The following is a 12,428-nucleotide window of genomic DNA, read 5'->3' as shown; positions in this document are numbered from 1 at the left end:
CAGGGCACCACCGCCAAGCAGGAGGAGGACGATCATGGGCACCCAGAAATTCCAGCAGATCGAACAGCGGCGCTATGCCGACGTGCGCAGTCTGATCCGGCCGGGCGACTTGTTCCTGGCCTCGGGCAACTATCCCGTCAGTCGGATCATCGAGCACTTCTCCGATTCGATCTTCAGCCATGTCGGCATTATCTTTTTCTGGAAGTCGCGCATTCTGCTGCTGGAGAGCGTCGAAGACGACGGCGTGCGCGCCGTGCCGCTCAGCCATTACCTCAACGATTACGAAAACTCGGGTGAGCCCTACAGCGGCCGCCTGTTCCTTGCCCGCTACGACCAGGCCTTCAGCGAGAGCCAGCTCGATCTGATGATGGGCAACGCCACCGACCGGCTCAACCGCCGCTACGACAAGAACGAAATCGGCCGGATCCTGGCCCGCATCACGCTGGGCCTGGGCAAGCACCGCGACGACGACGCCTATATCTGCTCCGAATTCGTCGATGTGTGCTTTCGCGATATCGGCGTGCGTTTCCAGCCCAACCGCCATGGCTTTCTGTTCCCCGAAAATATCGCCGCCGATGAGAAGGTGCGGCCTTTGTTCGAGTTGTTGTCCTAAATGGGAGGACAAACTGCATCGGCTGGCTGAGCAGACGGAAAGGCCATGCCGAGGGCTTGATGGTCTCAACCTGATACGCGGTGGCTGGACCTGCTGACCTCCGACTCTTCCGCAAAGGTACTAGCCCGGGTTCCGGGCCGGTGCGGTTTGTCCTGGCTCAGCAGGCTGTTCGGTGCCAAACCCTCCACGCGCTTCCTGCAACAACCAATCGCGAAAGGCGGCAATGGTCGGGTGGCTGGCGAGTTCGCTGCGATAGGCCAGCCAATAGAACTTGTCGTTGTCGGCGCTGAATCCTTCGAGCCTGCGCAGCTGCCCCGAGCGGAAATACGACTGGGCGAGCCCCGTGCGCATCCAGCCTACGCCCAGCCCCTGCGTTGCCGCTTCGATCAGCAGCATCATGTCGTTGAATTCGATGCCACTGGCCAGCGGCAGAGCCGGGCGCTGGCGGCCTGGGCCGGGGGCGTGGCTGGGCCAGGGGGTGCTTTGGTGGCGCAGCATCTGGGGGGCAGGCCAGTGTTCGGGCTGGGTGCCGTATTGCTCGAACCAGGCCGGCGTGGCCGCCACGCTGAACCGTTCGCTGAACAGCAGATCGGTGGCAAGCCCGGCCCGGCTGAAGGTGCCGTAGCGCAGCGCCACGGTTGGCTGGTGCGGCGGCAGATTGATCATCTCGTGACCCGTCTCGATCGACAGCTCGACGGCCGGATGGCGCTGCTGGAACGCCGCCAGCCGTGGCAATAGCCAACTGCCGGCAATCGAGGACAAGGTGAATACCTTGAGCGGCTGCACCGCCAGCACTTCCTGCGGCGAGCACAGCGCCTGATAGAGCGAATGCAGCGGATCGGCCAGTCGCTGCGCCAGCGCATGGCCTGCGGGCGTCAGGGCGATCCTTGGCCCTTCGCGTGCAAACAGCGGGGCATCGCACCAGTGTTCCAGCGTCTGGATATGCCGGCTGATCGCACTATGGCTCAGATGCCTTTCCCGGGCCGCTGCCGTAAAGCTGCCCAGGCGCGCTGCCGCTTCAAAGGCTTGCAGGCAGGTCAAAGTCGGAAGCGGTTTCATTGTGCGTTTTGCTCACGATGATTGTGCCGAAATTCGGCTTTTTTGCCGGTATATATCACAGCAAGATGGCGTGGTAATCCACTTCCGCGAGCCCATCATGCGTGCAGCCCGACTCCACCGCCACGGCGGACCCGAAGTCATCGTCACCGAATCGATCGCCGCCCCCGCACAGCATAGCCGGGTGGTGATCGACATTGCCTACGCCGGCATCAACTTTGTCGACGCCTACCAGCGCGAAGGCCGCTATCCCGGTCTGGAATTGCCCTTGACGCTGGGTATCGAAGCTGCCGGCCGGGTCGCCTATGCGCCGCCTGGCAGCCGCTTCTCGGTGGGCGACCGCGTGGCCTGCGCCGCACTGGGCCAAGGCTGCTATGCCGAGCAGATTGCCTTGCCCGAGGGGGCTCTGGTCGCCGTTCCCGAGGATATTTCACTGCGTGATGCCGCCACCGTGCTCGAGCAGGGCATGACCGCCGACATGCTGCTGCGCGATGTGGCCACGGTTACGCCCGAGCGTCCGGGCTGGGCGCTGGTCCATGCCGGCACAAGCGGGGTCGGCCGCTGGCTGGTGCCGCAACTGGTGGCGCGCGGCGTACCGGTCATTGCCTTGGCTTCCACTGCCGAGAAACGGGCCTGGCTTGAGCAGTCAGGGGCCACGGCGCTCTCCAGCAACGATCCGCAATGGCCGGCCTTGGCCTGCGAGGCGGCCGGGCACGACGGCCTGCGCTGGATCTTCGACAGCATAGGCGCTGCCACCTTCGACCAGTCGCTGGCGGCGCTGGCCCCGTGTGGTCATCTGATTCTGTACGGTGCCGCCAGCGGGCCGGTGGCACCGGTCGATCCACTGCGCCTGATGGCCAAATCCGCCACGCTGAGCCGACCGACCCTGCCTCACTTCCTGCGCGATCCGCTACGACTGGCCGAGCGGGCCGAACGGGTATTCGCCCAGCTGCGCCAGTCGCCAACCCTGGCGCAGGTCGCCGGCGTCTTTGCGCTTGAAGAAGCCGCCGCTGCCCATCTCGAACTGGCATCGCGCCAGCGCCAGGGCAAGCTGCTGCTCCATATCGGAGCGGCCCAATGAGCCTGACCCCCAAGGAAGTGGTGCGCCGCTTTATCGAAGAAGTGCGCTCAGGCCGCCAGCCCGAACGGGCAGCCCATTGGATGGCGCCGCTGGTGCGGGCCCATCAGGTCCAGGCCGAGGCGCCTCATAGGGTAAGCCTCAGTCCGGCTGAATATGCCGGGCATGTGCGCGAGATGTGGGCGGCGCACGGGCCGTTCGAAGTCGAGATCGAGGAATTGCTGGCCGAAGGCGACAAGGTCTATGTGCGCTGGCAACAGACAGGCTGGCACCGGCTCGGCGATGGCAAGGAGGTGCCACTGACGGAAATCGCCAGCGCGGTCTATCGGGTCGAGTACGGCCAGATCGTCGCCTATCACATCCAGATCGACCGCATGGGCAAGGCGCTACAGATCAGGGAATCCATGGCAGCCTGAGCAAGACGACCTCTCGGTGTGTCCGGCCTCGCTTTCTGACTCCGCCTCAGCAGCCCTGCCAACCTGACCGTTACGCCTCCGTAAACGATTTACCTGGACCGTGTATCAAGGCGAAGCGGTCTGTGCGGAAGTCGTTGAGCGGTGGGGCGGGGATGAGGCAGAGGACGGGCTGGCGCTTGCAGAGCTTGGAGACCGGTTTTCTGTGGGATCAAGGAAGGGTGGGGAGGAGAAAGACAGGAAATCAGCCTGGCTTTTATTTTTGTCTGTGCGTGGCAATAATACTTGCAATGAGTTTTCATATTATTTTAATTTTGTTGTGGGAGAGGCTCCTGGCGTCATGCCTGGAGCGTCTCTCCTCTTGCACTCTGCCGATCCGGTCAGATCGACAGGAGGGTGCTGGCTCAGCGCAGACGCAGCAGCGTCGATTTGAGTTCGGTGTACTTCTCCAGCGCATGCAGGCTCTTATCGCGGCCGTTGCCCGACTGCTTGTAGCCGCCGAACGGGAAGTTCATATCGCCCCCTTCGTCGTAGCAATTGACCCAGACCGTGCCGGCGCGCAGACGGCGCGAGACTTCGTGGGCGGTGGTGAGGTTCTGGGTCCAGACGGCGGCGGCAAGGCCGTATTCGCTGTCGTTGGCGAGCCCGATCGCCTGGTCGAGGTCGTCGAAACCGATCACCGACAGCACCGGGCCGAAAATCTCTTCACGGGCGATGCGATGTTCGGGCCGGGCGTCGAATACGGTGGGCTCGATATAGAAACCGCCGCTATCGCTCAGGGTACGGGTGCCGCCGCACAGCAGCCTGGATTCGGCCCGGCCTGCTTCGATATAGCCAAGCACGCGGTCGAGCTGGATCTGGTCGACGATGGCACCCATGGCGGTGTTCGGGTCGAGCGGATGACCGGGTTTCCACTGCGCGGCCTGTTCCAGCACCTTGTCGAGGAACATCTCCTTGATATCGCGATGGACCAGCAGGCGCGAACCGGCCGTACACATCTCGCCCATGTTGTAGAAGATGGCGCCGGCGGCCGAGCGGGCGGCGCGGTCGAAGTCGGGGCAATCGGGCAGCACGATATTGGGCGACTTGCCGCCCAGCTCCAGCCAGACCCGCTTCAGATTCGACTGGCCGGCATACTGCATGATCTGCTTGCCGACCGCGGTCGAACCGGTGAACGCCAGACAATCGACATCCATATGCAGCGCCAGCAGCTTGCCGGCTTCGCCTCCACCGGGCACCACATTGAAGACACCGGGCGGCACGCCGGCTTCAAGCGCCAGGGCGGCGACCCGGATCGCGGTCAGCGGCGACTTCTCCGACGGCTTCAGCACCACCGAATTACCGGCCGCCAGTGCCGGGGCGAATTTCCAGGCGGCCATCAGCAGCGGGAAATTCCACGGCACCACACAGGCCACCACCCCGACCGGCTCACGCGTCACCAGACCGACCAGATGCGGATCGGCCGGCACCACTTCACCGCCGACCTTGTCGATGGCTTCGGCATACCACTCGACGCAGTAGGCGGCGCCGGGAATGTCTACGCTGGTGGTATCGCCAATTGGTTTGCCGGCGTCGAGCGTTTCGAGCAGTGCCAGTTCCTCGGCATGCTGGCGGATCAGGGCGGCAAAGCGCAGCAGGGTCTTTTTACGTTCGCGTGGCTTGAGTCCGGCCCATTCGCGCGCTTCGAAGCTGCGGCGGGCGGCGGCGACGGCGGCATCGACATCGGCGGCGGCACAGTCGGCAATGGCCGTGAGCCGGCGGCCGTCGATCGGGCTGATGCAATCGAACTGGCGGCCGCTGGCGCTGTCGCGGTAGCTGCCATCGATAAAGGCGCGGCCTTCGATCGCGAGCGCGGCGGCGCGGGACTGCCAGAAGGCGAGGTCTTGTTGGGGCATCTGCTGTCTCCGTGGGAAAGCCGATCCCGCCCAGGCGGGAGCGGATCTAGAAATTGGGAAGGGAATTGGCGCTGACGATCTCGGCTTCTTCGTGGCCGATATTGCGAAAACGGTGCGGCTGGTTCGATTCGAAATAATAACCATCGCCCGGGCTGAGGATGCGCGACTGGTTGCCCACGGTCAGCTCGATCTCGCCGCGTACCACCACGCCGCATTCCTGGCCTTCGTGCTTGAGCATTTCGGCGCCGGTGTCGCTGCCCGGTTCGTAGATTTCGCGCAGCATGGTGATCTGGCGGTTTTTCAGGCCGTGGCCGACCAGAAAGAAGGCCACATCGTCGCCGCCGATATCGGGCATCTCGTCGCGGCTAAAGAAGGGAGATGGCTGAGCTGGCTGCTCCAGATCGAAAGTAAAAAATTCGGCCAGAGTCATCGGCAGTCCTTCGAGCACCTTCTTGAGTGAGGAGACGCTCGGACTGACCCGGTTCTGTTCGATCAGGGAGATCGTGCTATTGGTGACGCCGGCACGTTTGGCCAGCTCTCGCTGGGATAGACCGTGCTTCTCGCGCAGGAAGCGGAGCCGGGTACTGACTTCGACTGACATGAGTTTTTCCTCGCTGAATCCTGCCATAACCGCCTGTCGAAAATTCTAAACGGCCTCGGTTGCAAAATTATACGGCCGCAAGCTAGAATCGACCAGCGACTCGGGAAAAAGTGCTTAAAAAATAGATTGTTGCGTTGCAGCAGGCATGATTATCCCGCAGGTGCCCGGGGGGTTGTTCAATATGTTTTACAATGCCCCGCCCGAGTGCGTTCAATATCTTGGACGCACCCACACGGTGCCATCGCCCGACCGGGGAGGTCGGCGCCGCGACCATAAAAATCGGAGACGACATCATGCGCATCGGCGTGCCCAAGGAAATCAAAAACCATGAATACCGCGTCGGCCTGACCCCGGCTGGCGTCAAAGAATTGCATGGCCACGGCCATGAAGTGCTGGTCCAGGCCAATGCCGGCACTGCCATCGGCTTTTCCGACCAGCAATATATCGCCGCTGGCGCCCGTATCGTCCCTGACGCGGCGGCGGTGTTCGGCGAAGCCGATATGATCATCAAGGTCAAGGAACCGCAGCCGGTCGAATGCGCCATGCTGCGTCCGGGCCAGATCCTCTTTACCTATCTTCATCTAGCACCCGATCCCGAACAGTGTCGTGGCCTGGTCGATTCGGGTGCCATCGCGATTGCCTACGAAACCGTGACCGACGCCCGTGGCGGTCTGCCGCTGCTCGCGCCGATGTCGGAAGTGGCTGGCCGGATGGCCATCCAGGCCGCCGCGCGGGCGCTGGAAAAATCCCAGGGCGGCTCGGGCGTGCTGCTGGGCGGCGTGCCAGGGGTGGCGCCTGGCCATGTCACGGTAATCGGCGGCGGGGTGGTCGGTATTAACGCTGCCCGCATGGCGGCCGGCCTGGGTGCCGATGTCACCCTGCTCGACCGTTCGCTGCCCCGGCTCAAAGAGATCGACAACGATTTCGGCGGCCGGATCAAGACCCTCTATTCGACCCAGGACGCCATCGAAAACGAACTGCGCGAGGCCGACGCGGTGATCGGCGCCGTGCTGATCCCGGGCGCGGCCGCGCCCAAGCTGGTGACGCGCGCCATGCTGGCGCTGATGAAGCAGGGTTCGGTGCTGGTCGATGTGGCCATCGACCAGGGCGGCTGTTTCGAAACCTCGCGCGCCACCACCCACCAGGATCCGACCTATGTGGTGGACGGCATCACCCACTACTGCGTGGCCAATATGCCAGGCGGCGTGGCCCGCACCTCCACCATGGCCCTGACCAATGCCACGCTGCCGTTTGCGGTGGCACTGGCCAACAAGGGCTGGCGTCAGGCCCTGCGCGACGATATCCATCTGCGCAACGGCCTCAATGTCTGCGAAGGCAAGGTGACTTATGCAGCAGTGGCCCAGGATCTGGGCTACGTCTATGTCCCGGCCGAGCAAATCCTGAACTGACCCCCGGCCGCGACGGGCGGGGCCTGTCGCGGCGATTTCCAGAAAGAGAGAATTCACCATGTCGCGCAAACCGGTAGTCGCCCTGGTCGCTGATCGCAAGATGCTCGGCGCCCATCCTTTCCACTGCGTCGGCCATAAATATATCGATGCGGTGGTAGGCGGTGCCGGTTGTCACGCCATCTTGCTGCCCGCCTTTGGCGACCGGCTCGACCTCGAGCAGACGCTGGAGATGGTGGACGGCCTGCTGCTGACCGGCAGCGTTTCGATGGTCGAGCCGCGCCATTACGGCGGCCCGCTGCTGCCCGAAGGCCAGACGCTCGATACCGACCGCGACGCCACCACCTTGCCGCTGATCCGGGCGGCCGTGGCGCGCGGCGTGCCGCTGTTTGCGATCTGCCGCGGCTTTCAGGAAATGAACGTGGCCTACGGCGGCAGCCTGCTCCAGAAGGTGCATGAAACGCCCGGCATGCTCGACCATCGCGAAGACGAGGCGGCCGATCTCGACATCCAGTACGGCCCGGCCCATCCGGTACGTTTCCCGGAAGGTGGTCTGGTCGAGCGGCTGACGGGCCTGCGCGAATATTCGGTGAATTCGATCCATAACCAGGGCGTCGAGCGCCTGGGTGCCGGCCTTGTGGCCGAAGCGGTGGCGCCCGATGGCCTGGTCGAGGCATTCTCGGTCGGCAATGCCTCAGGCTTTACCCTCGCGACCCAGTGGCATCCCGAATGGAAGTACGCTGACAACCCCTTGTCCACTGCCTTGTTTGCGGCATTCGGCGAGGCCTGTCGGCGTCATCAGGCGGCGCGCTAGCGCCATCAACCGAGCGACTCGGCAAACCCGCCGTGTCCCGGCGGGCTTGCCAAGTGGCTTAGCGGAGGGCCGCCCCCCGGCGGCGTTTGCGATATGGACAAGTTCCAGGAATTCTTCCGAGACCACGGCATTACCGAAGTCGAGTGCATCATCCCCGATATGACCGGGATGGCACGCGGCAAGATCTTGCCGAAATCCCAGTTCAACTCGGGCAATATGCGTCTGCCCAAGGTGGTGATCATTCAGACCGTCACCGGCGACTGGCCCGACGACGACAATATCACCGGCCCGACCGACCCCGACATGGTGTGTGTGCCCGACCCCGCCACCGTGCGGATGGTGCCCTGGGCCGAAGACCCGACTGCGCTGGTGATCCATGACTGCATCCATTTCGACGGCAGCCCGGTCGAAATCTCGCCCCGCTATGTGCTGCGCAAGATCCTCAAGCTGTTCGAGGCGCGCGGCTGGCAGCCGGTGGTGGCACCCGAACTCGAGTTCTACCTGATCGAGCGCAATACCGACCCCAACGAGCCCTTGCGGCCACCGATCGGCCGTACCGGCCGGGCCGAGAGCGGACGCATGTCGTACAGCATCGACGCGGTCAACGAGTTCGACCCGTTCTTTGAAGATGTCTACGAGTACTGTGACGCCATGCAGCTCGATATCGACACCCTGATCCACGAAGTCGGCGCGGCGCAGATGGAGATCAACTTCGTCCATGGCGATGCGCTCGATCTGGCCGACCGGGTGTTCCTGTTCAAGCGCGTGGTGCGCGAAACGGCCCTGCGCCACAACATCTACGCCACCTTCATGGCCAAGCCGATGCAGGAAGAGCCCGGCAGCGCCATGCATGTGCACCAGAGCATCGTCGACGCCAGCGGCCGCAATATCTTCTCCAATGCCGACGGCAGCCCGTCCGACCTGTTCCATAGCTATATCGCCGGCTTGCAGACCTATATGCCGCAGCTGATGCCGATCTTTGCGCCGTTTGTGAATTCCTACCGGCGCCTGAGCCGCTTCACCGCTGCGCCGATCAATCTGCAATGGGGCTACGACAACCGCACCGTGGGCATCCGGGTGCCCAATTCGAGCCCCGAGGCCCGGCGGATCGAAAACCGCGTGCCTGGCGTCGACGTCAACCCCTATCTCGCCATGGCCGCCACCCTGGCCTGCGGTTATCTGGGCATGGTGCAGGGCCTCAAGCCGACCGAGCCGATGTCGACCTCGGGCTATGACCTCGACTACGAATTGCCACGCCATCTGGAGGACGCGATCGAAATGATGCGCGACTCGACCGATATCGCCAGCGTGCTGGGCCGCGACTTCGTCAATGCCTACTGTGCGGTCAAGGAAAAGGAATACGACACGTTCTTCCGGGTGATCAGCTCGTGGGAACGTCAGCACCTGCTGTTGCACGTATGATGCTCGGCGCGCCGCGCCGGCGCCGAGTCGTGTTACGGCCGTCCGCTACAGACGGCCGGGTATAGGAGAAAATAATGAATCCGCTTTTCGACAACCGTCGTCCCGCCATTGTCGCCGAGTCGCGGCAGCAGGCCGCCGGCCTTTACGCCGCCCGCGAGACCCGCGAATGGCAGACCATGGATGCCGCCCACCATCTGCACCCGTTCTCCGATATGGGCGCGCTCAACCAGGCCGGCAGCCGGGTGATCACCCGCGCCCAGGGCGTTTATCTGTGGGATTCCGACGGCAATAAGATTATCGATGGCATGGCCGGGCTGTGGTGCGTCAACGTCGGCTACGGCCGCACCGATCTGGCCGAGATCGCCTATCGGCAGATGCTGGAACTGCCTTATTACAATACCTTTTTCAAGACCACCCACCCGCCGGTGATCGAGCTGTCGCAGCTGCTGTCCGAGGTGGCGCCCGAAGGTTTCGAACACTTCTTCTATTGCAACTCGGGTTCCGAAGGCAACGACACCACGCTGCGCATCGTCCACCAGTACTGGCGCGCCAAGGGTCAGCCCGACAAGAAGTATGTGATCTCGCGCCGCAACGGCTACCACGGCTCGACCATCGCCGGTGCCACCCTGGGCGGCATGGGCTATATGCATGAGCAGATGCCGGCCCAGGTGCCATATATCGTGCATATCAACCAGCCCTACTGGTATGCCGAAGGCGGCGAGCAGACGCTGGAGGAATTCGGCCTCGCCCGCGCCCGTGAGCTCGAAGCCAAGATTCTCGAACTCGGCGCCGACAAGGTGGCCGCCTTTATCGGCGAGCCGTTCCAGGGCGCGGGTGGGGTGATCTTCCCGCCGGCCAACTACTGGCCCGAGATCGAACGGATCTGCCGCAAGTACGACATCTTGCTGTGCGCCGACGAAGTGATCGGCGGCTTTGGCCGTACCGGCGAATGGTTCGCCCATCAGCATTTCGGCTTCACCCCCGACACCATGACGCTGGCCAAGGGCCTCACTTCGGGCTATGTGCCGATGGGGGCGGTGGCGCTCAAGCGCCATGTGGCCGATGTGCTGATCGCCGCCGGCGACTTCAACCACGGCCTGACCTATTCGGGCCATCCGGTCGCTGCCGCCATTGCCATCGCCAATATCAAGCTGCTGCGTGACGAAGGCATCATCGAGCGGGTCAAGACCGACACCGGTCCGTACTTCCAGCAGGCACTGCGCGAAGCGCTGGCCGATTCGCCGCTGGTCGGTGGCGTGGACGGCGCAGGTCTGGTGGCCGGTATCCAGCTCACCAGCGACAAGGCCAGCCGTGGCCGGTTCGAGAATGCCTGGGAGATCGGTACGCTGTGCCGCGACTTCTGCTTCAAGAACAACCTGATCATGCGGGCCACCGCCGACCGGATGTTGCTGTCGCCGCCGCTGGTGATCAACCGCAGCGAAATCGACGAGCTGGTGGAAAAAGCCGCCCGCTGTATCGGCCTCACCGCCCGCGAGCTGGGCAAGGCCTGATACCGCTTTGCGCCAGCCATGGCGTCCCGGCCCCCGACCAACCGGTCGATCGGGCCTGATCACGGGCGGTCCGGAACCTGACAACGTTCCGGAGCGGCCGGAGGGACCGGCAGGCGTCCATTGTCTGACTTGCTGTCACCCGCAGCGTCATGCCAGGTGGTCCTGCTGTCATGGCCGTGAGAGCAAGACCGGATGACGGCTTCGAGCCGGCTTTCCCTGCAAGCCAGGGCGCTGGGACGCTGAAGGGAAGCGGATCGGTATCAGCCTGCCGGTTTGGCTGGCAAATGGGTGGGGGTGACTTATATGGAAAATAATATGTCTAACTCATTGCAAGATATATTGCGATGATTATTGAATATTAAATATTTTCTGTCGTAACCTTCCGCCTGCCCTGTAGGATTGCCGTAGCAACACCCGTCAACCCGCCCGCCGGCCGCCGATGGCGGCTGCGGCGACCGGGCAGGGCGTCGCCCTGCCGGTCCAGCCCAGGGAGTCTTCTATGTTGCGCAGTCTACTGGCCGCTTCGCTTGCGCTGGCCACCACCGCCGAGGCCGCAGGCCGGCTCAATATCTACAACTGGAGCGACTATATCGGCGACAACACGGTGGCCGAGTTCGAGAAGCAGCACGGGGTGCGGGTCAAATACGATGTCTACGACAGCAACGAGGTGTTGCAGGCCAAGTTGATGACCGGCAAATCGGGCTACGACATCGTGGTGCCGACGCTGGAATTCGCCGCCAAGCAAGTGGCCTCGGGCGTCTATCTCAAGCTCGACCGCAGCAAGCTGCCCAACTGGCCCAATCTCGACCCGGAAATCCTCAGAAAGGTCGAAGTGGCCGACCCGGGCAATCAGTATCTGGTGCCGTATATGTGGGGCACCACGGCCTTCGGCATCAATGTCGACAAGGTCAAGAAGGCACTGGGCAACGAGCCGTTGCCCAGCGACGAGTGGGAGCTGCTGTTCAATCCCCGCTACACCTCGCGGCTGCGCCAGTGCGGCATCGCCTGGATGGATGGCGGCAGCGACGCCTACGCCATGCTCAATATCCACCTGGGGCGCGACGCCAACGATTTCTCCGAAGCGGCGCTCAAGCACAATAACGAAGTGCTGAAAAAGGTCCGAGCCGATATCCGGCTGTTCAATAATTCCCCGATCGATCTGCTTGCCAATGGCGACGTCTGTGTGGCGATGGCCTACAGCGGCGACGTCTATATCGCCAGGAACCGTGCCATCGAGGCGAAGAACGGGCAAAATATCGATTATGTGGTGCCATCCAAGGGAACGGTGGTGTGGATCGACAGCATGGCGATTCCCCGGGATGCGCAGAATGCCGAATGGGCGCACAAGTGGATCAACCATATCCTCGAACCCCGGGTGGCGGCCGAGATATCCAACAAGGTCAATTACGCGAATCCCAACCTCAAGGCGACGCCCTTTGTCGACAAGAGGATCGCGGCCGATCCCAAGATCTACCTGACGCCCAAGGCGCTGGCTACGCTACAGCCGAGAAAACCGCTGGCACCCAAGGATCAGAAGCTGATCATCAGCTATTTCAATAAATTCAAAGCATCGAAGTAAGCGCTGTCGGCCGGTTATCAGACCGGCCGATTGTTTCCTC

11 protein-coding genes are annotated in these 12,428 nt (G+C 63.1%); 8 read left to right on the top strand and 3 right to left on the bottom strand.

The genetic code is table 11. The annotated features are described in order from the left end of the window. Nucleotides 1-34: 34 nt before the first annotated feature. Nucleotides 35-613: a YiiX/YebB-like N1pC/P60 family cysteine hydrolase gene (locus ACFOW7_RS08785; RefSeq protein ID WP_378163205.1), complete on the top strand. Its 579-nt coding sequence runs from the start codon at nt 35-37 to the stop codon at nt 611-613. Nucleotides 614-733: 120 nt separating this feature from the next. Here ACFOW7_RS08785 and ACFOW7_RS08780 read toward each other — a convergent pair whose 3' ends face one another. Next, nucleotides 734-1,672: a LysR substrate-binding domain-containing protein gene (locus ACFOW7_RS08780; RefSeq protein ID WP_378163203.1), complete on the bottom strand. Its 939-nt coding sequence runs from the start codon at nt 1,670-1,672 to the stop codon at nt 734-736. 97 nt (nt 1,673-1,769) lie between these two features. On the opposite strand from ACFOW7_RS08780, the gene ACFOW7_RS08775 reads away from it, so the two are divergent. Then, on the top strand, nt 1,770-2,750 hold the full coding sequence (locus tag ACFOW7_RS08775) for an alcohol dehydrogenase catalytic domain-containing protein (protein WP_378163201.1): 981 nt from the start codon (nt 1,770-1,772) through the stop codon (nt 2,748-2,750). Then, on the top strand, nt 2,747-3,163 hold the full coding sequence (locus ACFOW7_RS08770; RefSeq protein WP_378163199.1) for an ester cyclase: 417 nt from the start codon (nt 2,747-2,749) through the stop codon (nt 3,161-3,163). The genes ACFOW7_RS08775 and ACFOW7_RS08770 overlap by 4 nt, the downstream gene beginning before the upstream one ends. Before the next feature lie 401 nt (nt 3,164-3,564). Here the strand turns inward: ACFOW7_RS08770 and ACFOW7_RS08765 are convergent, their stop codons facing one another. Continuing rightward, nucleotides 3,565-5,055: an aldehyde dehydrogenase gene (locus tag ACFOW7_RS08765; RefSeq protein ID WP_378163197.1), complete on the bottom strand. Its 1,491-nt coding sequence runs from the start codon at nt 5,053-5,055 to the stop codon at nt 3,565-3,567. 46 nt (nt 5,056-5,101) lie between these two features. Further along, nucleotides 5,102-5,656 (bottom strand): cupin domain-containing protein, encoded by a 555-nt coding sequence (locus ACFOW7_RS08760; protein ID WP_378163195.1) that lies wholly within the window; start codon nt 5,654-5,656, stop codon nt 5,102-5,104. A 293-nt stretch (nt 5,657-5,949) separates the two neighbouring features. On the opposite strand from ACFOW7_RS08760, the gene ald reads away from it, so the two are divergent. From ald to ACFOW7_RS08735, 5 genes are all read left to right on the top strand, one after another. After that, the gene (ald, locus tag ACFOW7_RS08755; RefSeq protein WP_378163193.1) at nt 5,950-7,065 is read left to right on the top strand and encodes an alanine dehydrogenase; all 1,116 of its coding nucleotides are present in this window, start codon (nt 5,950-5,952) and stop codon (nt 7,063-7,065) included. A 58-nt stretch (nt 7,066-7,123) separates the two neighbouring features. Further along, nucleotides 7,124-7,876 carry a gamma-glutamyl-gamma-aminobutyrate hydrolase family protein gene (locus tag ACFOW7_RS08750; RefSeq protein ID WP_378163190.1) on the top strand — a complete coding sequence of 251 codons (753 nt, stop codon included), beginning with the start codon at nt 7,124-7,126 and terminating at the stop codon, nt 7,874-7,876. A gap of 93 nt (nt 7,877-7,969) precedes the next feature. Then, nucleotides 7,970-9,298, top strand: coding sequence for a glutamine synthetase family protein (locus ACFOW7_RS08745; RefSeq protein WP_378163188.1), 1,329 nt, complete (start codon nt 7,970-7,972; stop codon nt 9,296-9,298). Nucleotides 9,299-9,372: 74 nt separating this feature from the next. Beyond that, nucleotides 9,373-10,809, top strand: coding sequence for an aspartate aminotransferase family protein (locus ACFOW7_RS08740; protein ID WP_378163186.1), 1,437 nt, complete (start codon nt 9,373-9,375; stop codon nt 10,807-10,809). Nucleotides 10,810-11,308: 499 nt separating this feature from the next. Beyond that, entirely contained in the window at nt 11,309-12,388 is a 1,080-nt protein-coding gene (locus ACFOW7_RS08735) for an extracellular solute-binding protein (RefSeq protein WP_378163184.1), read from the top strand. Nucleotides 12,389-12,428: the final 40 nt, after the last annotated feature.

It is taken from the genome of Chitinimonas lacunae, assembly GCF_042650885.1.
GTDB classification, from domain to species: domain Bacteria; phylum Pseudomonadota; class Gammaproteobacteria; order Burkholderiales; family Chitinimonadaceae; genus Chitinimonas_A; species Chitinimonas_A lacunae.
Note: the sequence above shows the minus strand (reverse complement) of the source record. Positions and strands in the feature narration are given on the sequence as shown.